This window comes from Paenibacillus sp. LS-5 (assembly GCF_056121505.1).
Map to the genome: position 1 here is coordinate 147,566 of NZ_JBWAVA010000005.1, position 25,263 is coordinate 172,828.

23 protein-coding genes are annotated in these 25,263 nt (G+C 47.8%); 4 read left to right on the forward strand and 19 right to left on the reverse strand.

Going from position 1 to position 25,263, the window contains the following annotated elements:
- Nucleotide 1 precedes the first annotated feature (1 nt).
- Both AC0MA3_RS10225 and cysT read right to left on the reverse strand, forming a co-directional pair.
- Nucleotides 2-799, reverse strand: coding sequence for a sulfate ABC transporter permease (locus tag AC0MA3_RS10225; protein WP_379155084.1), 798 nt, complete (start codon nucleotides 797-799; stop codon nucleotides 2-4).
- Nucleotides 796-1,611 (reverse strand): sulfate ABC transporter permease subunit CysT, encoded by an 816-nt coding sequence (cysT, locus tag AC0MA3_RS10230; RefSeq protein ID WP_379155081.1) that lies wholly within the window; start codon nucleotides 1,609-1,611, stop codon nucleotides 796-798. The genes AC0MA3_RS10225 and cysT overlap by 4 nt, the downstream gene beginning before the upstream one ends.
- A gap of 187 nt (nucleotides 1,612-1,798) precedes the next feature.
- Between cysT and AC0MA3_RS10235 the strand changes: the two genes are divergently transcribed.
- Nucleotides 1,799-2,200, forward strand: coding sequence for a secondary thiamine-phosphate synthase enzyme YjbQ (locus tag AC0MA3_RS10235; RefSeq protein ID WP_379155078.1), 402 nt, complete (start codon nucleotides 1,799-1,801; stop codon nucleotides 2,198-2,200).
- Nucleotides 2,201-2,386: 186 nt separating this feature from the next.
- On the opposite strand, the gene AC0MA3_RS10240 is transcribed toward AC0MA3_RS10235, so the two are convergent.
- The 3 genes from AC0MA3_RS10240 to AC0MA3_RS10250 all read right to left on the reverse strand — a co-directional run bounded on the left by AC0MA3_RS10240 (nucleotide 2,387) and on the right by AC0MA3_RS10250 (nucleotide 5,089).
- Nucleotides 2,387-2,968, reverse strand: a complete 582-nt coding sequence (locus AC0MA3_RS10240; protein WP_379155076.1) for a TetR/AcrR family transcriptional regulator — start codon at nucleotides 2,966-2,968, stop codon at nucleotides 2,387-2,389.
- Between the two features lie 3 nt (nucleotides 2,969-2,971).
- The gene (locus AC0MA3_RS10245) at nucleotides 2,972-3,604 is read right to left on the reverse strand and encodes a YigZ family protein (RefSeq protein WP_379155881.1); all 633 of its coding nucleotides are present in this window, start codon (nucleotides 3,602-3,604) and stop codon (nucleotides 2,972-2,974) included.
- A gap of 129 nt (nucleotides 3,605-3,733) precedes the next feature.
- Entirely contained in the window at nucleotides 3,734-5,089 is a 1,356-nt protein-coding gene (locus tag AC0MA3_RS10250; protein ID WP_379155073.1) for a glucose-6-phosphate isomerase, read from the reverse strand.
- A gap of 248 nt (nucleotides 5,090-5,337) precedes the next feature.
- Between AC0MA3_RS10250 and AC0MA3_RS10255 the strand changes: the two genes are divergently transcribed.
- Together AC0MA3_RS10255 and AC0MA3_RS10260 are read left to right on the forward strand one after the other, a co-directional pair.
- Nucleotides 5,338-6,240 carry an NAD(P)-dependent oxidoreductase gene (locus AC0MA3_RS10255; protein ID WP_474656080.1) on the forward strand — a complete coding sequence of 301 codons (903 nt, stop codon included), beginning with the start codon at nucleotides 5,338-5,340 and terminating at the stop codon, nucleotides 6,238-6,240.
- Between the two features lie 118 nt (nucleotides 6,241-6,358).
- Nucleotides 6,359-6,862, forward strand: a complete 504-nt coding sequence (locus tag AC0MA3_RS10260; RefSeq protein WP_474656081.1) for a GNAT family N-acetyltransferase — start codon at nucleotides 6,359-6,361, stop codon at nucleotides 6,860-6,862.
- Between the two features lie 41 nt (nucleotides 6,863-6,903).
- Here AC0MA3_RS10260 and AC0MA3_RS10265 read toward each other — a convergent pair whose 3' ends face one another.
- From AC0MA3_RS10265 to tkt, 3 genes are all read right to left on the reverse strand, one after another.
- The gene (locus AC0MA3_RS10265; RefSeq protein WP_474656082.1) at nucleotides 6,904-8,490 is read right to left on the reverse strand and encodes a M14 family zinc carboxypeptidase; all 1,587 of its coding nucleotides are present in this window, start codon (nucleotides 8,488-8,490) and stop codon (nucleotides 6,904-6,906) included.
- A gap of 143 nt (nucleotides 8,491-8,633) precedes the next feature.
- Nucleotides 8,634-8,951, reverse strand: coding sequence for a pyrimidine/purine nucleoside phosphorylase (ppnP, locus tag AC0MA3_RS10270; RefSeq protein WP_474656083.1), 318 nt, complete (start codon nucleotides 8,949-8,951; stop codon nucleotides 8,634-8,636).
- Nucleotides 8,952-8,985: 34 nt separating this feature from the next.
- Nucleotides 8,986-11,034, reverse strand: coding sequence for a transketolase (tkt, locus tag AC0MA3_RS10275; protein WP_474656084.1), 2,049 nt, complete (start codon nucleotides 11,032-11,034; stop codon nucleotides 8,986-8,988).
- Between the two features lie 471 nt (nucleotides 11,035-11,505).
- Here tkt and AC0MA3_RS10280 point away from each other — a divergent pair, with 471 nt between their 5' ends.
- Entirely contained in the window at nucleotides 11,506-12,210 is a 705-nt protein-coding gene (locus tag AC0MA3_RS10280) for a hypothetical protein (RefSeq protein ID WP_474656085.1), read from the forward strand.
- 107 nt (nucleotides 12,211-12,317) lie between these two features.
- Here the strand turns inward: AC0MA3_RS10280 and AC0MA3_RS10285 are convergent, their stop codons facing one another.
- The 11 genes from AC0MA3_RS10285 to AC0MA3_RS10335 form a co-directional block, all read right to left on the reverse strand.
- Complete coding sequence (locus AC0MA3_RS10285; protein WP_474656086.1) at nucleotides 12,318-15,398, reverse strand: hypothetical protein; 3,081 nt, start codon at nucleotides 15,396-15,398, stop codon at nucleotides 12,318-12,320.
- Between the two features lie 889 nt (nucleotides 15,399-16,287).
- Complete coding sequence (locus tag AC0MA3_RS10290; protein WP_474656087.1) at nucleotides 16,288-18,579, reverse strand: hypothetical protein; 2,292 nt, start codon at nucleotides 18,577-18,579, stop codon at nucleotides 16,288-16,290.
- Nucleotides 18,576-19,181, reverse strand: a complete 606-nt coding sequence (locus tag AC0MA3_RS10295; protein ID WP_474656088.1) for a hypothetical protein — start codon at nucleotides 19,179-19,181, stop codon at nucleotides 18,576-18,578. The genes AC0MA3_RS10290 and AC0MA3_RS10295 overlap by 4 nt, the downstream gene beginning before the upstream one ends.
- 30 nt (nucleotides 19,182-19,211) lie before the next feature.
- Nucleotides 19,212-19,709, reverse strand: a complete 498-nt coding sequence (locus AC0MA3_RS10300) for a hypothetical protein (protein ID WP_474656089.1) — start codon at nucleotides 19,707-19,709, stop codon at nucleotides 19,212-19,214.
- Between the two features lie 20 nt (nucleotides 19,710-19,729).
- Nucleotides 19,730-20,110, reverse strand: a complete 381-nt coding sequence (locus AC0MA3_RS10305; RefSeq protein ID WP_474656090.1) for a hypothetical protein — start codon at nucleotides 20,108-20,110, stop codon at nucleotides 19,730-19,732.
- A gap of 15 nt (nucleotides 20,111-20,125) precedes the next feature.
- Nucleotides 20,126-20,269 carry a hypothetical protein gene (locus AC0MA3_RS10310; RefSeq protein WP_379155036.1) on the reverse strand — a complete coding sequence of 48 codons (144 nt, stop codon included), beginning with the start codon at nucleotides 20,267-20,269 and terminating at the stop codon, nucleotides 20,126-20,128.
- Between the two features lie 5 nt (nucleotides 20,270-20,274).
- A complete protein-coding gene (locus AC0MA3_RS10315; RefSeq protein ID WP_474656091.1) occupies nucleotides 20,275-20,487 on the reverse strand; it encodes a hypothetical protein in 213 nt (70 codons plus the stop codon).
- A gap of 205 nt (nucleotides 20,488-20,692) precedes the next feature.
- Nucleotides 20,693-21,562 carry a hypothetical protein gene (locus AC0MA3_RS10320; protein ID WP_474656092.1) on the reverse strand — a complete coding sequence of 290 codons (870 nt, stop codon included), beginning with the start codon at nucleotides 21,560-21,562 and terminating at the stop codon, nucleotides 20,693-20,695.
- A gap of 16 nt (nucleotides 21,563-21,578) precedes the next feature.
- Nucleotides 21,579-22,628: a hypothetical protein gene (locus AC0MA3_RS10325; protein WP_474656093.1), complete on the reverse strand. Its 1,050-nt coding sequence runs from the start codon at nucleotides 22,626-22,628 to the stop codon at nucleotides 21,579-21,581.
- Nucleotides 22,629-22,645: 17 nt separating this feature from the next.
- Complete coding sequence (locus tag AC0MA3_RS10330) at nucleotides 22,646-24,202, reverse strand: hypothetical protein (RefSeq protein ID WP_474656094.1); 1,557 nt, start codon at nucleotides 24,200-24,202, stop codon at nucleotides 22,646-22,648.
- Nucleotides 24,199-25,263 carry a CpaE/TadZ family protein gene (locus tag AC0MA3_RS10335; RefSeq protein WP_474656095.1) on the reverse strand — a complete coding sequence of 355 codons (1,065 nt, stop codon included), beginning with the start codon at nucleotides 25,261-25,263 and terminating at the stop codon, nucleotides 24,199-24,201. The genes AC0MA3_RS10330 and AC0MA3_RS10335 overlap by 4 nt, the downstream gene beginning before the upstream one ends.

Here is a 25,263-nt window from a genome sequence, read left to right on the forward strand (position 1 = left end):
ATTAATGCACTTCCTTTCTTCTTTTGCTCCATTCCATAAGCAGCAGCAGACCCGCAGAGAATGCGGCGAGCACCAACGCTATACCGCCCGCAGCCGTTACATTGAAGTTCTCGACATCCTGATAGACCAGCGTAGTAGCTGTCTGGGTTTTGTTCATGATATTTCCTGACACCACCAGCACAGCCCCGAATTCACCCAGTGAACGCGCCACCGTCAGAATTACACCGTAGATTACAGCCCAACGGATCGAGGGCCAGGTTACCTTCCAAAAGGTAGTCCAGCCATACGCACCGAGCGTTGAAGCCGCCTCCTCCTGCTGGGACCCGATCTCCTGCAGCACTGGCATGACCTCACGCACCATCAGCGGAAAAGTCACGAAGAGTGTCGCAATGACCATTCCCGGAAAAGCATATACAATTTTCATCCCGATTTGTTCAAATACAGCACCCAGAGCACTGTCCGGACCGAGCAGGAGCACAATCATCAGTCCGCCAATAACTGGAGATACGGCATAAGGCAAATCTACGATGCTGTTGAGCAGCCCTCTGACCCGTCTTCCCATCCAGTCCGCCCTAACCAGATACAGTGCCATCATAATGCCAAACAGCGTATTAAACAGCGTGACCACCACAACGACGAACCCTGTCATCATCAGCGCATGTAGCGCCTCCGGCCGGGTCAGCGCATCCCAGAAGCCGCCGAAGCCTTCACTGAAGGCGCCGATCGTCATTTTACCTAGAGGGGCGGCAATGAGCAGGAAGAACACCAGATAAGTCAGTCCGATCCACAGTTTCCTCATGCTCTTCTCCCCCGCATCTGCAGCATATTGATCAGCCAGAGAATGAGAAAGGACAAGGTTAACAAAATTATAGACACTGCTGCGGCCCCGACGGGATTGTCACTTTCAACTTCACCGAAAATAAACACAGAGGACACCAGCGTACGCCCCGGAATATTGCCCGCTACGAGCACCACGGCTCCGAATTCGGCAAGGGCCCGGGAGAATGCAAGCATGCCGCCGCTAATCATCCCAGGAGCCATGGAAGGCAGAATCACCTGACGGAAGACCCGGCTATGTGTAGCTCCCATCGTATAAGCTGCTTCCTCTTCAGAAGGGTCCAGTTCCTCCAGCAGCGGCTGTACCGCACGGATCACAAATGGAAAAGTTACAAAGACCATGGCAATCACAATGGCCGGCTGGTGAAATACGATTTCGAATCCCAAGGCTTCCGCCATTCCGCCGATCAGACTGCCCGGACCCAGCAGCAGCAGAATCATCAATCCGCCAACCGCTGTCGGCAGTGCGAAAGGCAAATCCACCAGACTGTTCAGCAATGCCTTGCCGGGAAATTGATACCGGATCAGCACCCAGGCAATCATTGTGCCGAGCAGGACATTAATGACTGTAGCTATGACAGCAAGCTTCAATGTCAACAGAACCGATTTCCAGGCGATCGGGTCGCTGAGGCTCTCGGCAAAATTCCCAAACCCAAGTGAAAACGAGTTGTAATAGACACCGAGTATCGGCAGAACAATCAATACAACAAAATAGAGAAGTATGGTCGTGCGGAATCCCCAGATCCAGCCTTTGTGTCTAAGCAGCGTATTCAAGAATAAGTCCCCCCACCTCCGGCTTACCGGTCGGTATACTTGCCATTACAGCCATAATTATTCCTATTAATATACTTGGTTTAAAGTTATCACTACTTTACCAAATGCTACTTGCCCCCGTCAATTACTTTCCTGCCGATTTGGGGTAAAATATAGTATATTGCCAACACAGAGAGGGGATAACGTTATGCTGCACACTATGGAGATCAGTACCAGCAAACGGGATGAACTGCGTGACATCACCCGTGAAGTCATTTCGTATGTCAAAAAGAGCGGCGTACAGAATGGTATCATCGTCATCTATTGCCCGCATACCACAGCTGGAATAGCTATTAATGAGAATGCCGACCCGGATGTCAAACATGATGTGCTGATGAGACTGGACGAGGTTTTTCCTTGGGAGCATCCCAAATACCGTCATGCAGAAGGAAACACAGCCTCCCATCTTAAATCCATCACCGCCGGCCCCTCACAAAGTATTATTATCCATGAAGGCGCACTTCTGATGGGGCGCTGGCAAGGCATTTATTTCTGTGAATTCGACGGCCCAAGGCACCGGCAATGCCACTTTAAAATTATCGAGGGTTAAAAAGCCTCAGGCAGCGAATCTCCAATGGGTACTTCCTCATCTGACAAAAATAGCGGCTCCGCCTATTTCCGGCGGAGCCGCCTTTTATGCAACTCAATATATTGAATATATGCTTTCACACTTTCACCTTTGAAAGTTATAACAAGGCAACGCGCTAAACTGTGAAGAGATAAAAAAATACAGTACCTATAAACTGCGGCTTAGGACCTTGACATGCATGAGTGCGGCCTGCCTGACATCTTCGAACGAAACCTTATCCTGGATATAATAAGAGATAAATCCGTGTGCGGACAAGAACAAGGTTAGTGGGATGCTCTGCCAGTCTTCAGATACATACCCCTCTTCTTTCATGTGAGAACGTACAATCCCTGCGAATAACTCAAAACATCGGCCCTGTTCCGCTCGGCAATAAGCAAGCAGCTCCTCGTCACGGATCATGAACATAATTTCATACTGATAGGGATGATCGAGTCCAAACCGGATAAATTCCAGAATAAGCTGTTCCACCCGGGTCATTCCCGGTTCAGGAGGACTCTGCATCACTTGATTCAGCAATGTGGCTACACGATTGAAATCCTCGACGACAATAGCGTAGAACAACTCCGCCTTTTCCTTGAAGTGATAATAGAGCGACCCATGGCTGTACCCCAAATGCTGACCAATGCTGCGCATCGATATGGCCCGGTATCCTTTGGTGATAAATAAATGCCTGGCTGCCTCCAAGATTCTTTCCCTCGACAACTCCTGCTCGACTGCTCTTCTAGCCATATCTTATTCCCCTTCGCTGTAGTAAAGCCGCCGCCCTTCTGTAACCAGCGCCTGCCCCTGGGTAAGATCCGTTATCCATGCCATAAATGCGTCGCCTTCATCATTACGCGGCAAACACAGCAGTTTAACCTTATCCGTAAATAAAGTATCCCCAGTCTGTATGCCTCTTCCTCTAAGCTCGTTCTCCACCTTGCCTAGCCAGGTATAGTCGATTTCAACGAATACCTCCCGCCTAAGCACACGGGTGATCACTTCTCCTGCTTCGAGTGCAAGCACAGCGCCGTCCGTATAAGCCCGGATTAATCCGCCTGCCCCCAGCATAATGCCTCCGAAATAACGGGTGACAACAATTGCGACATTTTTAACGTTCTGGCTGCGAATTACTTCCAAAATCGGTTTCCCGGCCGTTCCACTCGGTTCCCCGTCGTCCGATTGTCTCTGGATCTCGTCCCGCTCACCAATCATATATGCTGAGCAGTTATGTGTGGCATTCCAATGCTGCTTCTTGATATTCTCGATAAATTGTACCGCTTCTTCTTCGTTCTCTACCGGCATAACATGGCCGATAAAGCGTGATTTACGGATTACGACTTCCCGGGAACCGGGAGAGCGCACCGTCCGGTAATGTTCCAGCATCATTATTCCATTCCTAACATCTATATAATTACTTGATATATATGAGGAGCAGGCCATGGTATAGGATTACCTATGGACTGCTCCCGTGTGTTCACTGCTAGTATGAATGATCTGCGATGTTCAGCAATACTATTCGGTAAGTCTGGCTTCGAGTTCTGCTTTTTCTTTCTCGTAGCCCGGTTTGCCGAGGAGCGCGAACATGTTCTTCTTGTATGCTTCTACGCCCGGTTGGTCAAATGGGTTAACGCCCATCAGGTATCCGCTGATGCCGCAGGCTTTTTCAAAGAAGTACACCAGGTAACCAAAGGTATAAGGCGTTTGGTCAGGGATGGTCACGATCAGATTCGGTACTTGTCCGTCTGTGTGGGCCAGCATTGTACCCTGGAACGCTTTTTTATTGACAAAGTCCATGGTCTTGCCTGTCAGGAAGTTCAGACCGTCCAGATCATCCGGATCATTCTCAATGGATACATGATGCTGAACCTGTTCAACCTGAATGACTGTTTCAAAAATATTGCGGTTACCCTCTTGAATGAATTGGCCCATGGAATGCAGATCCGTGGAGAAATCAACAGAGGATGGATAGATGCCCTTGAAATCCTTGCCTTCGCTTTCGCCGTACAGCTGTTTCCACCATTCGGATACAAAGTGCAGGGAAGGCTCGTAGTTAACGAGAATTTCTGTTGTTTTGCCCTTGCGATACAAAGCATTGCGGACTGCCGCATATTGATAGCTCTGGTTGGTAGCCACATCAGGATTGTTGAACTCATCGGCTGCGGCTGCGGCCCCTTGCATCATTTCTTCGATGTTAATTCCGGCTACTGCGATTGGCAGCAGGCCTACTGGTGTAAGTACGGAATAACGTCCGCCTACATCATCAGGAATAATGAACGACTCATAGCCTTCTTCATTTGCAAGCTTCTTGAGTGCGCCCTTCTCCTTGTCAGTAGTAGCATAGATACGTTTGCGTGCTTCTTCTTTGCCGTATTTCTTCTCCAGTGCTGCACGGAAAATGCGGAATGCGATAGCCGGTTCAGTAGTTGTTCCGGATTTGGAGATGACGTTCACGGAGAAGTCTTTGCCTTCTACAAGGTCAAGCAGGTGGGTAATATATGTCGAGCTGATGTTGTTTCCTGCAAAATAAACTTCTGGTGTTTTGCGTTTGTCTTTGGACAGGTTGTTATAGAACGAGTGCGAGAGGGCTTCAATCGCCGCACGCGCGCCCAGATAAGAACCGCCGATACCGATTACGATAAGTACATCGGAATCCCCTTGGATCTTCTTCGCAGCCTGCTGGATACGGGCGAATTCTTCCTTGTCATAAGCTGTAGGCAGATCAATCCAGCCCAGGTAATCGGAACCTGCGCCACTTTTGTTGTGGAGCTGCTCATGGGCCAGCTTCACCGGAGCGGCAAAGTAGTCAATCTCATGCTGGCTAAAGAAAGAAAGAGCTTTGGTGTAGTCAAAATTAATCTTCTTGGACATCGGTAATGGTAACCTCCTGTTTATCTCTTTAGATTTGACACCGTTTGTTACAACTTTATAATAGGATACTTTAATTTACCTTTACTGGCAAGGTCTTAAGGCACATCCCGGGCTTTTGAACCATGTTTTTGAAAGTTTTGTGGAAGCGTTTGCCGCTTAGAGCCAGGCACGGTTTTGTGGAACAAGCCCGGGGGGCGTGATAGAATGTAACAAAGCATATCATTTCAAAGAGCGAAGGTGGAAACGGAATGAAACAGATCGGCTTTATCGGACTCGGAACAATGGGAGCACCTATGGCTTCCAACCTGCTGCGCAGCGGATTCGGAGTTACAGTGTATAACCGGACATCCAGCAAAAGCGAACCTCTGAGAGCAGAAGGTGCCCAGGTGGCTGCAACATCACAAGATGCCGCCAAAGGCAAGGATGTTATTATTACCATGATCAGCAATGATGATTCTATCCGTGAAGTATTCTATGGCGAGAACGGTATCCTGGATGTTATCAAACCAGGGGCTACGGTAGTCGATTCAAGCACAATATCTCCTGACTTGGCCCGTGAAATCGCTGCAGCCGTGGAGGAACGGGGTGGAAAGTTTCTGGATGCTCCAGTTACAGGCAGCAAGCCCGCCGCCATTGAAGGTACCTTGGTATTCATGGTTGGCGGCAGTGCGGATGTCATTGAAGAACACCGGGACATCTTCGACTCCATGGGCAGACTGCTGCTGCATATGGGCGCAAATGGCAGCGGAGCAGTGGCGAAGCTGGCACATAACGCCATGGTCGGCATTCATAATGTTGCGCTCGCTGAAGGCTTCTCCATCGCGGTGAAATCAGGCGTTCCCGCTGACAAGTTCCTGGAACTGGTCAAGAACGGATCGGCTGGCAGCAAACAAGCCGAGCTGAAGGGTCAGAAGATTATAGATAATGATTTCAGCAACCAGTTCTCCCTTGCGCTGATGCTGAAGGATCTCAAGCTGGCTTCCTCGCTCAGTGACTCTACAGGCGTACCTTCCCCTATGCTTGGCGTAGCGAAGAGTATGTTCCAGGCCGGGTTCAACCACGGCTTCGGGGACGAAGATCTGTCCGCAGTGGTCAAATCGTATGAAGAATGGATCGGCCAGAAAATCGGCGGCAAAACCGACAAAGAATAGACTTAAGATTCATTCAGAAAATAAGCAAGTGCAATCAGGCGCAGCCGACAACATAGGCTGCGTCTTCCCACGTTTCATAGCAGAATTACTACATAACCATATCAAGGAGGACATACCTATGCTGTCCATTCGTTCAGCTGATCTTCAGGATGCTGACAAGTTAGCGGAGATTCAAAAAAGAACCTTCGATGAGGACGCCCGGCGTTATCAGAACAAAGCTGAAGACGGACCGCCGGGATATAGCTCCATTTCCTGGCAGAGCGAGATGATGGAGAAAGGCTTATATTACAAGCTGCTTGCAGATGACTCCATCATCGGCGGAATGATTGTATTCGCTTCACCCGATGAACAGGAGGTTCATCTCGGCCGTATCTTTATCGACCCGCTGTATCAGAATCGGGGCTACGGGCAAGCTGCATTCCACTTCCTATTTAGCACTTTCCCCAATGCGCACAAATGGACACTGGATACACCTTCCTGGGCGTTCAGAAACCAATATTTCTATGAAAAGCACGGGTTTGTGCAGATTGCAGTAGTTCCGCTCAATGATAGTGGAGAATCACTGATTCAATATGAACGGACCGGACAATTTGAACAGGTACAAAAGAGCCCCGCTGAATAGCAGGACTCTGTAGTTATAGCAGTTATGAATTAGATTGCTTTTTATGGAGTAATTGCAGGTTCTGATGGTATTTCTCCAGGTGTCTCCACATCCGTTGCTGGAGTTGCCACAGGTGCTGGAGTTGCCACAGGTGCTGGAGTTGCCGCAGGTTCCTCTATTGGCCACTGGAGCTCTGCCAATCGCCCGTCGATCCACCAGTTCCCGCTTGGGGTGGAGGCCAGCAGCCAGGTTCCCCATCTTCCTGATACCTGGACGGTTTGCGGAGCTAGCATGCTCACCTTAGGAGAGAAAGCATCCGGATATTTATAGGCGGGTGAACTTACTTTTAATTCAGCAGTTGCGGTAATCTCCTCGATGATTGTCAGCTTTCCAGGGGATGGATGAATCCATCCCAGACCTTCCTTGGCCTGAACCTGATACCAATCCCCCTTCCGGGCAATAACATGAATCTTTTGCGGTTGCAGCTGGGTATGGCCCACTGAGGCTCCTATTGAAGGATACAACTCTGTTCCCCCTAGGAGACTCATGGATTGCTGAAGATACTGCACCTTCTGCTTCTTAAGCCATAATGAATAGGATTGCATCGCGGTATACAGCCCCACCTGCTTATTCTCAGACCAAATGCTGCTGAACTGGCTTAACGGTACACTGCTCTCGCCGGCATAATTGGCAATCTCAATAGTAAACCCGGGACGGCCATATTCTTGGATGAACCAATCCTTATATCCGCCGCCCGAAGGGTTTTTCTCTGGAGTCACTAGAGAGTAACCTGTCAGGTTGGCAAGTGTCCGGGCCATTGTTTTGTCGCGGGTCAGATTGCTGCTCAGGGTATTGAAATGCCAGAATATGATCTCACCGGAGCTATGGTAGGAAACCGTAACTTCCGGATCAATCTTATGGGTGAAATCCATCATCATCTGCACTTCAGGAGCTTGCCCCGGCTTCTGCCCCTTATAATTCTGATAGGAAGGATACTTAGCCGCATTCTTAATCGTATTCCAGCTCGCCGGATATTGACGATTGAGGTCTATTCCCTGCATATTTGCTTTCCAGCGGGTGAAATTTGTACTGTTTCCGTTATACTTACGCAGTGTCTGGGCCAGATTCGCCGGCAACCCCGCTGTGCCTTGTTGGGCCAGCGTCACACCGTCCGGATTCACCATCGGAACGATCCAAATGCTGACTTCATCCAGCAAAGTGCGTATGTTGTAGGTTCCGATTGTTCCATTATTCATATAGGCATCCGCATAGGTATCGATCATTTTCATCAACAAGGAACTTGTCATCCATTCTCTGGCATGATGAGAGCCGTTAAGAAACAGCACCGATTCCCCTCTCCCTAACTTTACAGCCAACAGCTGACGCCCGTATGCAGTCTGTCCCAGCGATTCATAAGAAACCAGGTCAGGGTATTGCTTCACTAATCTATCAATATCCCTTTGCATTATCGTATAGGAATAGACCTGATTGGGATTCACGATGTTTGCCGATGCCTGTACAGGTCCGGTAATAAAGAATAACGAGACTAGTAACATACAACTGAATAAAAATAGTGTAACCTTATGTATTTCCTTGCAAAATCCTGACTTTATCACATTCACATCTCCCATTCTATCTGCTTGAGGCATGTTGGCCTCTCTGGTAGCTAGAGGAAGTATATGAGAATGTACCTATATCGTCAATATTAATAATTGGTAGAATTATTGGCCTGCACAAAAAAGTGTCCCGACAGCCTAAGCTGCCGGGACACTTTACATTCCTGTGGTTTGAATTACAAATTCGGGTAAGAACAGCAATAATCAGTTAATGCGAATACTTCCAGCGAGAACTTGGAGTTTCCTGGAACATGGAAGGTGTCCGCACCTTTAATTTCCTTCCACACGTCTGAGCCGGGAAGCAGTACTTTTAGATCGCCGGACAGAATTTCCATCGTCTCAGGGCCTTCGGTACCGAATTCATACACTCCTGGCAGCATGATGCCGAGCGTCACCTTGGTGCCGTCCTGCAAAGTAACTGTACGGCTGGTAACTTTTCCATCGTAATAAATATTAGCTGCTTTTTGAATTGTCGCGTTGGTGAACTGACTCATCTGCTTATTCTCCCCTTTGTCGTTAATCCGTCTATTATAGCAGGGCTTTAACGCGGCTGACTACATTTTCAACCGTAAAGCCGTATTCTCTAATTACAGTATCGCCAGGTGCGGAAGCGCCAAACGTTGTAATTCCAAGGATGTCACCCTGATCGCCGGTGTAACGTTCCCAGCCGAAGGTTTGCGCCATTTCAATCGCCAGCCGGGCTTTGACTTCAGGCAGGATGACGGAATCACGGTAGGCTTTATCCTGCTTCTCGAACAGATCCCAGCTCGGCAAGCTGATGACACGGACATCGATGCCTTCTTCGGCAAGCGCCGCCTGTGCTTTCACAGCCAATTGAACCTCGGAGCCTGTAGCGATAATTTGTGCTTGCGGTGTAGCGTTCTTGGAATCGGAAACCACGTATCCGCCGCGTTTGATGTTATCACGCACTCCGTCTACAGTACCTTGGAGAATCGGCAGGTTTTGGCGGGTCAGCACCAGCGCTACCGGATTCGAAGTATTTTCCATTGCATAGGCCCAAGCTGCAGAGGTTTCATTGCCGTCAGCCGGACGGATCACCGTAAGGCCCGGAATGATACGCAGGGAAGCGAGCTGCTCGATAGGTTCATGCGTCGGACCGTCTTCCCCAACAGCGATACTGTCATGCGTAAGCACATAAGTTACCGGAAGCTTCATAATCGAAGCCAGACGAACCGCCGGACGCAGGTAGTCGGTGAATACGAAGAACGTACCGCCGAATACTTTGAGACCACTGTGCAGTGCAATCCCGTTCATCGCTGCAGCCATCCCGAACTCGCGTACACCAAAATAGATATTACGGCCATCGTAAGAATCCGGAGTGAATTGCTCTAGACCATTCAGATGGGTCATCGTCGAGCTCTCCAGGTCGGCGGAACCGCCCACCAACTGAGGAACTCCAGCAGTCAATCCGTTCAAGGCGTTACCGGAAGCAACACGTGTGGACACTGCTTTGTCTTCAGCTTTGTAGAACGGAAGATTTGCATCCCAACCTTCAGGGAGTTCACCCTTCAGAGCGGTTTCGAGCTGTGCTGCAAGCTCTGGATAGGCTTTTTTATAGGCAGCGAATTTCTCATCCCATGCTTTGTTGGCTGCAATGCCTTTTTCCTTCACTTCAGCAAAACGGGCACGGACTTCATCAGGCACATAGAAGTTTTCTTCGTATACCCATTTGTAGAAATCCTTCGTCAGCTTGGCTTCATCTGCTCCCAGTGGGGAACCGTGAGTACCACCGTGGCCACCTTTACCTTGTTTGTTCGGACTGCCATAGCCGATAACCGTCTTCACTTCAATGAGTGTTGGCTTGCTGCTGTCGGCCTGTGCTTCACTAATAGCTTTGCCCAGTGCAGGAAGGTCGTTGCCGTCTTCAACGCGCAGTACCTGCCAGCCATAGGCATCAAAACGTTTGGCTACATTCTCGGAGAACGCCAGATTCAGCTTGCCGTCCAGCGAGATATCATTGGAATCGTACATGACAATCAGTTTGCCAAGCTTCAAATGGCCGGCAAGCGATGCGGATTCCGAAGAAATCCCTTCCATCAGATCGCCGTCACCGCAGATTGCGTACGTATAATGGTCAATTACATTGTGTTCACCTTTATTGTAAGTAGCGCCCAGCTGAGCCTCAGCCATCGCCATCCCTACTGCCATCCCGATACCCTGTCCCAGCGGTCCGGTAGTAGCATCAACACCTGCAGTATGGCCGAACTCCGGATGTCCCGGTGTCAGGCTGCCCCATTGGCGGAATTGCTTCAATTCTTCCATCGGAAGATCATAGCCGCTCAGGTGCAGCAGGCTGTACAGCAGCATGGAACCGTGTCCCGCAGACAATACAAAGCGGTCGCGGTTGACCCAAGTCGGGTGCTCCGGATTATGATTCATAGTCTTCGCAAACAGCTGATACCCCATTGGAGCTGAACCCATCGGCATTCCCGGGTGTCCGGAATTTGCTTTTTCAATCGCATCGATAGCAAGCGTACGGATTGTCGTGATGGCCAGGTTGTCCACTGTGGAGTTTTCTTTTTTGTGGATTGCTTGTTCTTTTGCCTGTTCAGTCATGAAAATAATCCTCCTCGAATTCAAGAATGTCATTTTGACTATTATTGTATCACTAAAGTGGAAGCATTTCCAATTGTTTTTGCAAACCCTAAGTTCGAACAGCTTATATTTTGCGGCTTCAGCCGGATATATACATCGGTTTATTCAGTTTTCCAGAGCCCCGTGGAGCAATTCCCTCCTCACAGCAACAGAACAAAAACAGCCGTCCTATGAAAAGAAACGACTGCTAGAGTAAATAGTAGAGTATGATGAATTTAACAAAAAACAATTTATTCCATATAAAAAAGAATATGCATCCTTCCAAATGTTCTGCAGCACACCTTAGACCAGCTTACGACTTAGGCTTTGGTCCAGTATCGGGATTAGACTAAAGTACGTTTTACGATGCAGGAATGTACAGTAAGATGGAATCACTGAAGTGAGCGGATATACCAAGTTATCCAATATTTCCTGCAGAAAGGGATCGCGAAGATGACAGCAAACCACGATATTTACGTTGTGCTTACCGGGACAGGCACTGCTTTTAGCGGGCTCATTAAATGGTTCACCAAAGCCGAGCTTAATCATGCTTCGATTGCCTTTGACAGTGAACTGCGCGAGGTCTACAGCTTCGGGCGAAAAAAAGCCTATAACCCCTTTATCGCGGGACTGATCCGCGAAGACTTTATCCACCCCTTTTATAACAGGGCGGACTGCGCCATCTATCGGCTAAGAGTGAGCAAAGCAGAATACGAGAAAATGTATAACCACGTGAAGGGTATGATGGAGCACCAGGATCGCTACAAATACCATTTGTTGGGCCTAATCGGTGTCCTGCTGAATGTGAAAATCGATCGGGAAGACGCATATTTCTGCTCCCATTTTGTCGCCTCAGTATTCGAAGAGTCTGCCGTTCATCCGGTAGCCAAACCCTCCTGCTTCGTGACTCCCGAAGATTTCGCCGACTCCTTGTACGCTCATAAAATCTTCAGCGGCAAGCTGTCCTATTATATGCGCAGAACGCATGGAATGACAGTCCATACTTCTGGTGTACATACTTCTGGAGTACATGCCTCTGGAGTAAATCCTTCTGGAGTGCATACTTCTGGAGTACATCCCTCCGGGTCTGCAGTTCCCGCTTCTGTTGCGGCAAGATTGATGAGGCTGCAGGATGAACGTGCGGAAGAGGTTGTCTGAACGTCCTCGCTCCGCACGCTAATGCTTACATAGAATAAATACCTTACAGCTAATATTCACAATTAGATGATTCGTCTCAAATTAAGACTCGTATATTCTCATCTGCTCTATTTGACCCTGTGACTCTGAAAGTATTCTGTCCAGTCTCCCAGCACGGTAACAGTTACCGTATCTATTTTGGTATTATATTCATTCTTCGCGGTAAACGTAAATGTAACTGGGCCGTCCGGCAGTTTTTCAAAAGCGGGATTATACAATTCCCCCCTCCACAGCGTTTTGCTGCTGTCTGTAGGACTGAGCTGCGCCGTGTACCCACCAGACATGACTACAACAATCGTATCCGGCAGCCCGGTTGCATTCGCCTGGAGCACAAAACTTTCTCCCGCCCAATACACACTATAACCTCGCGGACTCTCTATACTGCCGCTTTTATTCAAATTATAAGCTTGGCGGTTCGCATTCCACTCTGCTGTATGCTGTACCCCACCCGTAACTGTAAGCAGATTGACCATAAAGTATTTACGAGGAGAGATATGACTCCAATTGAAGCCGTCATATACCTCTACTTCTGCTGCATACTTCTGATTCTCCACCAAGGCGCTGGCCGGTACCTGCCACTGCGTGTCGCTGAACGCCTGCTCTCCAGACTGAACTTCAGCAGCCCCTGTTGTCAGATTAATAATCCTAACTTTGTAGCGCTGCTGCAAATCTCCATCTTCATCCTCATACTCCCATTTGATGATGGGGGTTAGCGTACTGACAATCGCGGAATCGGCCACACTGGTGCCAGCGGGATACGTAATATTGGCCACAGGAATACGATTCACCACCGTGATCGTCTGTACCTCTTCCCGGAACAGTCCAAGTGAATCCGTGACCTTTTGCCGCACACTAAAAATGCCGTTGGAGCTAAATTGCTTGCTGAACGAACCCTGTGTATTCGCCAGCCCCTCCGTCCCGCCTGCAGGCTTCAGGAAATATTGATGGGTGATGCTGTCCCCCTTCACTGTGTCTTCATCTGACGCGGTACTCTGAATATGCACAACATCTGTACGGTAGATAGGACCGGCTGCTGCATTTTTGCCCGTATCCGTCATCAAGGTAAAGCCCGGCTGCGGCGGGTTATCAATGATGAAGGCTTTTTCGTTCGAAAAATCCGACCACTTCCGCTTTGAAAAAGCGCGCCCCTGAACCGTGTAGAGCAAAAATCGTTCGAGTGACAGATTAGGCAGCTGATATTGTCGAATTCCCCCCGTACTATCGCTATTCTCCACGGTTTTGGCCAGAAGTCCATTCTTCGTAAAAAACTCAAGCCGGTAGTTCTCCTGCGGATCACTTTCCGGATCAGAGTAAGTCCATTTGATCAGCGGATCTCCTTCTTTTTCTGCGTCAATAACTGTAGGATTGTTAACCGTCCCTGCAGGTGAAGTCAGAGTCATGCTTGGCGGCAGATTTTCGGTAACCATCACCTTGAGTGTTGCAATATTCGATTTGTCTCCAATCTGGTCAACCACCCAATGCTCGAGAGTATAGGTGCCGACTTCATCGAAGGTCTGGTTAATATTAGCGGTATTGAACATCGTTATTTTGCCGTCACTCCCGGTAACTCGCCAGTAATACTGCAGGCTGCTTCGGTCGGCCGAGTCCTCATCATCATCTGCCGATGTAAAGGTATGACTGTCATATTGATATACGACTGAGGGTCCGGTAATCGCAGCCGTTGGAATATGGTTTTTTACACTGAAAAGCTGAGTCGCATAGGATGTCAAACTTCCATCGGTAACGTTCAGCCTCATTTCCCAGCCGTCCGAAATCGCTTTTTTAGCGGAAATTCCATAATTCGCCATAACATTACTGATTGTAAAGGGCTGCGTACGCTTGCTCCCCGCCCAGTTGTAAGGGTCGCTGTTCAGGCGTGTATACCAACCATATTGCAGGCTATCCCCGTCTTCATCCGGATCTGGGGTAAGGTTGGTTGGGGTAATAACCGTGTCTCGATATACCTCGTTAGGCATCGTAAAGCTTGCATTCGGTGGGTGATTGATTACCTGTACGGTTTGGCTGTACACCCCTGACCAAAGCCCGCGGTTATCGTGCACCTGTAAATTAATCTGATATGAACCAACTCCATATAAAGCCACATTCGGAGGAGCAACGACACCACCGTAGGAGGACCACACTTGATTCCATCCATCCTTCACGATAGACCAGCTATAGATGTCCAGCGGATCATTGTCCGGGTCAAACGACTTATCCGTAACCGTAGCCGTCTTTCGGTAAGAGACGTTCAGCGGATCAACGGTAAACAGGGCGACCGGGGGTAGATTGCTTGGACTGCCTACAGTCTGCTTCATCCAGTCACTCCACACCCCAATACCGTTGGAACCATCCATATCCCTAACTCGCAGCCGGATCTCATACGGATTGGTTGTCCGCAGCTGCGCTGGGGGCTGGCCCTCGGTCCACACTTGATCTCCAATCTTTCGCCATTGCCACTGCCAGGTGATTAGCCCCTTCGTAGGGCTAGTCGTATGATCCAGATCGTAAGAATTGTCTGTGAGCTGCAGCGAGCCATTCACCAGCTTGGCCGTAAATAAGGCGACTGGCTTGCGGTGAATCATAAAGGTCATGCTCGACAGGTTATCCCGACTCCAAAGACGGTAGGCATCCAGCCGGTTGTCCGCATCCGGATTGTCCCTGGCCTGAAAGATCGCTGTATACGCTCCAGTATAGGAGAAAGACGGATACTTGCTACTGCGCCATAGTCCGCAGTCCGGGATCATTCCCATGGAATTATCGAATAGTGATGGGTCCTGATCATATCGGTAACGCTCGGCGTATTTGCTGTCATTTTCATAGTCTGAATAGGAAGTCCCTATATCAATCGGACTATTAATCAAGAAAAAGGCTTTATTCCTTAACCGGTTCGTTACCGAAAAAGAAGTTGACGCTTCCGCATAAAAATTAAAGGGATCGACCACTTTCACATTGACCGTATAGTTTCCCGGTGGAATCCCATCGCTGAGCACATCAATAGGAATGCTGAAGTTTTTCGGGGAGCCTGTACTAGGTACAGAGATCTTTTTGTAGAACACGTTAGGGATCTCCGCAATGACGTCCACGGTGTCATTATCCACATCCTGTACGTACCCTTCCACGTTAAAAGTACTGAATCCCGGATCGTTCATCACCGTCTGGTTAGGTTGAGAAGTAAGTGTGATATTGGGTTTCTTGTTCGTGGTGAGTGGAATTATCTGTACATCTGAAATTGTATATGGGTAATGATCAGTGCCATGAAAGTTCCATACGTCAAACGTTTCATAGGTTTCAGTAAGGTCTACTCTCAATCTTAAATAGGCAGGAACTTTATCAGGATAGGAATATTGAATATATTCTGAATGTGGAATGATGGAACGTCGATTATAAATATCCCAATAACCGCCATAAGAAGGGTTCGGATACATAACATATGGGCTATAACTCAGTGGGTGATCTTTTAGATACGATGATACCATACCATTGGCGTACCCAGACAAATTCCAATTAGTAAACGCTATTCCCCCACCACCTCCCGCTACACCCACAAGAGTTTCAGCTGTACCATCCTTATAAACTATCTCTAAGGACTGGCTCCATATCATATTATGTCCATGATATGCTCTATCCTTGCTGGGAAGTTTAGGACTATTTCCAAGTGGTTCTCGGTAGCTATCCCACCTTGTTGGTAAATAGCTGTTGCTCATGTCAACATATAAAAAATGTGTTACCTGATTCCACTTTACGTTAAAAGTGTTCGATGGCATATCCACGTACGTTGTGCTTGCGTACCAATCAGGATCATCAGGATAGTTCGCAGGCGGGCGTGATGCAACATAGCTTCTTGCTGGAGAAGTATACTCGTTGAATTCAATAATTTCGCCTGCTGCTAAAGCTTTATTAGGTATTATATTAACCCAGAGCAAAGCTGCAGCGATTAGTACTAAGGTTAACGCTATTTTCATGTAAAATTTCATTTGTTTCCCCCTACCACATCAGAACGTGAAACATAATCGTTTTTCGTTCTTATTCTTCTGGGCTCTACCACGTCCAATCCACTACAGGAGCACGGTTATAGACTTCAATTACTCGTTCGGCTAACGGCTGTGCAGGAACGCTGTTATAGGAATTTATCGATCTCCGATCTGCCGCTGTTACAAATTCATCAATGGTGGGTTGATCAAACTCTTCAGTGGCAGTAAGTCTTACTTCATACTTCCCGACTCTGGTAAGCGACAATGTTAACGTACTGAGATTTGCATCACTAAATGTAGTCCAGGCGTTAGTCGAAAAGTCTCCATCATTCTCTGCATCATAGCGATATTCCCATTTCCGGTGGCCGATAAAATCATAATCCGGTGAAAACGACATATCGATTAACGATGCCGGAGCTATATTCCCGTTCGCCGGATCGCGGAATATCTTGCTTGGCGCCGCAAAATATACGACCGGAGGTTCATCCGGAACAATATCAAAAGTAATACTTGCCACATCCGAATACCCCACATTATTCTCGACATAAATCGTAGCTTTGTAGGTTCCCGCCTTTTTGAACACTACATCTTTGTCGTCTGTACCATTCAGCGTTCCACTATACTTGATGTCCGCTGCTGTTCCACCTGAAACCGCTTCGATGGTAAATCTTGTTTTCTCATCGACAATCGGAAAGTGTTCGGCCGGATTATGGCTGGCATTATGTAGGGTAACTTTACGGTTTTCCTTCTTAGTCCCCAGGATGGTTATCGCTGCCCTTGGTATGGGAGCATTGACCTCCAATTTGGCAGATGTGGATGCAGATAGACCATCGTTGTCTGTGACACGCAGATTGATCGACTTCCGGTTCCCTACCTCAGATAGTGGATACCAGGTGAATCCATATTCCCCCGTAACCGTATCTATGGCTCCAGGCGTAGCATATTTGTAATTTTCAATTCTACCATCCGGGTCATATGAAAGCTTACCATATACCAAAAACTCTTCTCCGGCCATCACGGAATCCGGTATATCCAATACTGCTACAGGCGGCTTATTACTACCGGAAGGTGGCGGATTATTTGCTGGGGTTTTAGAAACACCCACCCTTGCTTTCATTGTTTTACTCAGTGAGGTAATGCTCCCAGCAGACGTAATCACTGGTTTTGAGAAACGAACGGTGACCGTTACCGTATATTCCTGTTCAAAGTCGCCTCCAGCAAACTTCGCCTTCGGAATGATGAAATTATCAAACGACCTTGAACTGGTTAATACCTTAGTGCCGTCCTTCTTGGTGCTGACCGCTGAAGAGTCCGATTCCTTGGCGTAGAATACCCACTCCATGATGTTAGAGTTATCCGTGTAGGCCAGCAGATCACCGGTTATCTTCAGCGTAACCGGAATGTCCTTTCCCTCATCTCTCGCAGGATTCGGGCTTGGCTGAACAACGGATACCCGGCCGTCTAGGGTTGGTTCGGTGATTGGAGTATAGTTAAAGGATACGCTGCCGCTGTAGCTGTAGGTGGGGACTTTGGCTTCGGCAGTATAGTAGTAATAAACATCGACCATATACTTTCTTCCTTGTGCGTAACCAACAAGAGGATGGGAGGAATCAGCATCTTGATTATCATAAGTTTGTTGTTGCTGCACTCCTTGTGGATCTACATAAAAAGGAATAGCGTAATTCACAATGACCTTACCATTTTTAAATTTTGGAATCTCTTTAATATAATTTGAGGACATACTTGAATTATAATGTGGTGTAATTGTATTAGGGACAATATATTTAGAATCAATAATATTTGTCTGTGCCCCGTCGTACCATTTGAGATACGTAATATCCTGAGCAGGAGCAGCCGAAACAACGGTTCTAGGCGGATATGCTGAGGGTGTGGCACTATCCTCTGCAGGTTTATCATACGTTTTCATACCATCTGTTGCTTCATTGTATTCATTGACTTGCCAGTGTCTTCCATCAGAGTATCGCCATATAGAGTTACTCGGGTTGGTATGAAAGTATGCCTCATATGAAGCTTGATATCCTTCAAGGTTGGTTAGCGTTTTCGTAGTAGTAATACCGTTTAATTTTAATTTAATTTTCCCGTTTTCTAGTACAATATTTCCATTCAATGTATTGTTGCCTGTATATTTTAAGGTACTGACATTAATAGATGCAGCCGCTACCCCACTGGGCAATTCCAAACTATACGATTTAGCTGAGTTATCATCCCCGATCAATCCTGTATTTGCCGGAATGGCGATCGTTGCACTTTTTACTTCTGCTGCTTCCACTGCTTTCGTCTGAGTCAGAGTGGTCGTTAACAAGATAAAAATCAACACAAAGATAATTGTTTTTCTCATTCGGGAACTACATACTTTTCAACGAAGTTTTTTCCATAAAGCATACGAATTGCAAAATAATCAAAACGTTCATTATAGGCATATGCAAGATAAGAAGTTATTTTTTCGCCAGGCTTAAGTTTATAGGTCCATAATGCATCCGTACTATTCGTTTTTTCTGCAAGTTTTTGTGGCCAAAGTGTATCTGAAATCTTCCCTGTTTGAAAAGTGAAAGGAATTGTTCTCAAAATATCTTTCCCTCCTCCAATCATTGTCTTTTTAGTATTGTTCTGAATAGTTACCTTAGTCCAAATAAAATATTTAGGAAACCCTAAAATTGGTGTGGAATTCTGAAACCCATACAGCTTCTGCAAATTCTTAACCTCAGCCGACTTGAAATCATAAATCATAATCTTATGAAGCGTGTAACTTAATCCCTCCGACTCAAGCGTAACCGGCAGGTTCATGGCTTTCTTCAATCCGTATTTCGCCAAGTTATCCGTCATAACTGGTGCTGCCGCAGAACTTGTCGCCGCATCCACATGATGTACGCTCCCCTGCCCTACCACCGCACCGGCTAACATTGTAGCTGCCAAAGCTGCTTTCATCATTGTTTTTTTCATTTTCAAAATCCCCCTATTTGTTTGGTTTGATTAATCATTCATCTTATACTCCTGTACAGCTGGTACAACAATGGCCTCCTGCACTTTCGCACGGGAGATCAGCACTGGATGGGCCGTCTCAATGACGGCAACAACGGAAGGGCCTTGTATGTATTTGGTGATGCCATAGTTGCTGTCTTCGTAGAGAAAAGGAAAGGTAACTCCACTGGATTGATCGATAATATCGAACTTTACGATTCTTACTTGGGTTTGGAGACGACTGCCCGTTATAGGAGACAGGTCGTCATCCAGCCCAAGATTAGCCTGCAGAGATTGTCGGAAGGTCGCAAGAGCTTCAACAGGATCAATAATCAGACGTCCTTGTGCACGGGCGGATTCATTCAGTTCCTGTGAGGCGTCATGAACGGCAATGTTATTGGCATCCTTCAACATGCTGCGCAGCGTGTCCCATTCCTGATTCTGAATCTGAAAAAACCAGGAGTAAATAAAGATGAGCAATACAAACGCCAGCTTGATAATATAATCCATAGATTAGCTTCATCCCTCAATCAGTCGAGATACTCACTCATGATCGACCCGTGGCCATAATAACGTGTAGGCTGGGCCGTGCCAGAAAAATTATAGGGAAACAGATTCATCCGCGGTGCTGAGATGTATACATCCATCCGCTGTTTGCGTTCCTGTACGGTGTCTGTTCTGCTTGTGATTTGAATAGAACCTTCAGGAAACCCAACTGCCATCAGATTAGAGATGACTTCACTTTTCATTGAAGCTGTAACCATCCCCTCCGTTGCCGCTTTTTGCGTAATATAGGAGGTATTAGCCTTGACCTGCAAATCGAGCAGATAATCAATGTAAGTGAAGATCGGCTGCAGGATAATGAACAATACAAGCCACAAGAATAATGCCCGGAGAACGGTAGCCTTCAATGCTTACGCCCCCTATTAATACTGCTCGACTTGTTTGGTGTGTGTGATGATATCATCTTGACTGCTGCCGATAATATTCGTTGCCACTGCGATGAACATGCCCGCAATTACAAACCCGATGGCCAGAAACATTGCGACTGAGATGGAATCCTTCTTCATCGTGATTAGACCGAAATATGGGACTGGGTCTGAGCAAGTATAGCTGATGGTCCGGACTCTATCGGTTGAACCATAGTTACACCCGGTATTGTCGGTCTGTTGTCGTCTGTGGCGTTAATGACATCCCGAACAACTGGAATCAAAATGGCAATTACGATGGCAACACACAGGAATCCGATAGCGATGAACAATCCAGTAGAAATGGCGTCTTTTTTCATTGTTAATATCTCCCTATTCATTTTATATTTTTAAAAGATTCTTGAATATAACAAAAATTTCATTCGATGCAATTCATGGATGCTGGACCGCGTTAGTTGGACATTTATTGTTGCGATCTCAAGGAGAAAAATCAAGCAGCTTAGCCAGTTTGAGATCTTAACAAAAATTTCATTCGATGCAATTCATGGATGCTGGACCGCAAAATCACTGAAACATCCCCACCCCATTGAAATTCCCTTTGATCAGCAAAATGTACTGCATTGCCAGCGACACTATCATCAGAAAGGTAGCGATGGAAGGAATCACGTTGATGATGGTGGAGATATCTCCGATGAATGACCATTTTTTCAAATATTGATCACTGGAGATCTTGGAAATGATCCTGCCTTGCTCCCGCAAATAATTAGCAGCTTCCGTATCGTCGTCCATCCCTTCTGTAGCGAGCAGAATAGAGCGGATATCGTTGATAAAAGCGTGGTTGTCCGGGAATTTGCCGCAGAACCATTCAATTGCCCGTTCGGTCCCCTCGTCTACTGCCCGCTCAGACAGCTCATACAGATCCTGACGAATGTAGTTGAAATGTCCGGCCGTCCCGGCGCAAAAAGCTCCAAACTGCATGTAGCCCCGCTTGCGCAGCCGGTTATTCTCATAGAGACGTATGAAGGAGATTAATTCGCCGTCTTTTTGAATAAGTGTCTTTTGATGCAGCCAGGCTAGCAACCACCCTAGCGGAAGATATCTTAAGGGACTGGTGATCACCAGGATCAGAACAGCAACAAGCAGATCATATAGGGAAAACGGCTCCGAGCGCAGAAAGTCGCCAGCAATCTGAACAAGCATGTAGATCAGTGCGGCCGAATAACGGAACAGTGTAATTTTGCTTGCGGAAATGGCCAGACCGCTGTTATTCAGAAGCCGCTGCAGCCGCTCATTATGCATCCGCTCCCCAAACAACCTCCACCTGCTACCCACCTGAAGAAGATAACGCTCCTGTCTGGTGCTGCTGCTCACAAAAACCAGCAACGAGAGATATGCAATTCCCAGTACGGCAATCAAAAGTAAAAGTCTATCCATAATTCAATTCATCACCTCAGTGGTAGTCCAGCTTTGGCCTGGCGAGTATGGTACTGATCATGAAAGAGATGAACAGCCCGGCAATAATAACCATCAAAAAGGTTAATCCAACCGTAGTCTGAAACTGCAATTTTAAATAAACATCCGGCTTCAGCATGTAGATAAACGTTCCCACAGAAGACACAAGAACCACCAGATTACCGTACAGCCCCAGACTGATCGCATCCCTGCTGCCCGCCTTCACGGTCAGAATAGTCTCCCGCTGCTGCTCCATAGAACGGCTAAGCATCATAAGTGTGTTCTTCAGATATCGGGTCCCTTCTTTCTCGCAGTAGAGCAAATCCGAGACAAATTCCACCGCAAAGGTAGTACCAATTGCCCCCGCAAAGCGTTCTGCCTCACGTGTCAGCTCCCGCTCATTGCTATAGTTGGAGAAGGAGGCTCCCAGCAGTCTCAGCGGAGTTTTCAGCACATTATCTTTCGTTAAAAGTTCAGCGGTTTTGGTTAAAATCGAGTCTACCGACAGATGAGTGAATTTGGTCGCAATTTTGATGACATCCAGTAGATCGTAGCTTCCACGTACCTTGCGCTGCGCATAGAGGTATCTCGTCCGCAAATAGGGAATACTGGCTGCAATAACTGCAACAAAGAGCGGAAAGCGCCAACTTCCTTGAACCGGAATCCGATCATCGAAGCTGATGCCCTCCAAAAACGGATTGTTGAGACTCAAATGCCCAGGCAGCTCAGTTAGGGTCAGCAATCCGGAGAGAAACACTGCGCTGAAGAGAAACAACGTGCGAATCGCAAAACGCGTGACACTAATTCCCGGCTCATACTTACGCTTAGAAAAGTAGAGCAGATCATCCAAATGCCGGTACAGCCACCTCCGCTTTGTATTCGTGCTGACCTTTTTACCAAAAAGACTGATCCGCAGGCTCATATGCTGGTCGATCTTTTGTCCAAACTGCCTTAAATGCCTCTCAATGAGCGGCTTTACTAGTAGCCACAGACCACCGGCAATCAATAAATGAAAGGCAACCTGAAGCACATATAGCAGCAGTTCCACAAGCTCTCCCCCTCATTTCATTCGTTCAGGACAATCTTTGACTTGAGACTCTCTTTCAGTGGCCCGTCCATCGGTTTCAGCGCAGCCAGATGCCCAAGCTCTTGCAAAAGCACCCGTGATGCACGCGGATTTTTCTTCTTCATCTTCCGCATCAGGCCAGTCGTCAGCTTGTCATTATAACTCCATGCGGACTGTTCATCTTCCCAACGCATCAGATCATTGGCGAATACAGAGTTGGCGGCTTCGTCATAATAAACCTCGGAGATCCGCGCCAGCCGCTTTTTGCCGTCAGCTACACTTTCCAGAATAAACACCAGTTCACAGGACTTGAGCGCAGAGATCAGATGCCCCTTCAGGCTCCCGCCGATCCTTGTGGATACCGCAAATGCACCCTGATATGGAATATCCTCCGAATCCACTGTATGAAAGGTTCCCGTAATCCCGTCATAGCCCTTTTCGCCGCTCCACAGATAAAACTCCCATTCGTTGTAACGCATCTCTGTCATATAGAGAATGTTAGGATCATGCCGCAGCGACTCCACCCCCACCTCCATCAATTCCTCGTTGGCTGCCTGAATCGGAATAATCCGGTGTCCTTTGATCTGATACGGTAGAATCGACTCCGGATGCTTCTCGATCATCACAACCCCCATGCAGGAAGAAGAACCGAGTAACTGCTCACCGACAATCGTGTTGGCAAAGGTGGTTTTTCCTGATCCAACCGCACCGGCGATAATGGTATTTCGGAATGTACCTGACAGTGCGCGGATCAACTCAATGGCTTCTGCGGGAATACATTCAGTGCCGGCTTGATCTTCAAGATCCAGGAACTCTACCACCTGCCGCCGCAGCGAGATCGTGGTGAAGCCTTCCCACACTCTGGGCGACACCCAGATCGCGAGCCGGATGAAGCGGCCGGGCCAGAGGGGATCATCCATTTTGAATTCAACTGAAGGGTTATCCTTGTTGAGTTTTTTATTGGGATCGCTTTTCAGCAAGGAGCGTTTGAGCTGTTCTACCCGGTCCAGCGAAGGCATCTCATAGGGATACACCACAAACTTCCCATGATGGTTGTAAAATATCTGCCGTCCAATCATCTGCAGCCCGGTAGATTCGCTATAGGCCCGGTCAGTGAACCAGCGGTAAGCGGGTCCAAATCCCTTCCATTCGTGAAACAGCGCCTCTGCTGCTGTTCCGTATGCTTCCGGCACTTTGCCGGTAAACGGTGTTTTGCGCAGATATTTCTCAATCTCATTCATGAAAAAGCTGACGGCCTGCGGATCACCGATCAGTGCCTTTGCATTAAGCTCAAAGTAGCCATCATCCTCACGCTCCAGTTCGGCGTTCATGTCGCTTTTCATTTTTTGCAGAAACCCGTAAAATTCCTCCTTGCCCGGCTTGCTGATACTCAGCACACTTCGCTTCAGGGAGAACAGCCTGCGGTTGTCCTGAGGATTCGGCAGCCAAACCGCCTTATGAACCTGTTCAAGATCCGTGTCAATCCCCCGAACATGAACCTGCGGCTGTGCTTCGCTCCGCTTCTCCAACCACGCCTCATCCCGGTATTCAATCATTGAAAGATCCCCTTCTTTCGTGTTTCCGGTGCCAGGCCGATTGAGACGAGCAATGCGTGAACCTTGTCGTCCACCTGCTGCAGCTCTCTTTTGCCGAGTGGAAGACTGTCCTGAAGTGGCTGGTAATAGGGCAATTCAAGCAAAATCTCACTGCCGAAGCGGAGCGCCAGATTCTTGGATGAGCTCATTTCCTCTACATTGCTGCGGTTGATGATCCACTGAAAATCCTGCGGATGCAAGTCCATATGGCCGGCAAGCTCCATAAGGGGCTGAAGGCGGTACTCATGCTTCGGATGCGTAACCATCATGCGCAAAGCGGATTTGTGCATCCCCACATACCATGCCGCACTCTCTGGAATAGACCCAAAGTCAGCAATCACCACATCGGCATTCTCCACAGCTTGGGCAAGCAGATATTCAATCTCCTCTTCCAGATAATCCTGAACACTTAAATAATCAAAATTACCTGGCAGATAGGCGTAACCCTCCTGTTTAACCAATCCATCAAAATCCGCTGCCTGCAGCATTTTACCAGTCAACCGGGGACGAAGCCGGTCGAGGCTGATGGCCGTCTTACGGTCGAATCCGGGATCATACAGATCAAGTCCGAGCAGAATCACACGTTGTCCCGCAGCAGCAATCCGCCGGGCAAAGAGTTTGGCTATACTTGTACAGCCGATGCCTGGGCCAGAGCCGAAAAATCCGACAAGATTGCCGCTCCCTTCGCGCTCCTCCTCCAGAATGAAGCGAAGCTTGTCCACAATCGCCGAAGTGGTCGCCCGTGGCGGGATGAAGAAGATCCCCAGACTTTCACATAACATATGAATCGCCTGATAGCTCCTCACCCCCTTTTGCCGGTAAATATATAATATGGAGGAGCCCGGATATCCCTGCCGCAGTTCACTTAAGCCTGAAAAGGGCACCTGTTCGCTTGTAACCATCAGCAGTTGCCCTTGAGTCTGGGAAGGCTCAGGCAGGACATTTTGCGTAACTACCGTAAACCCCGCAAGCTTAATCTCATTGATGGTAAGCTGATCCATCCCATAACTGAATATTTTCAT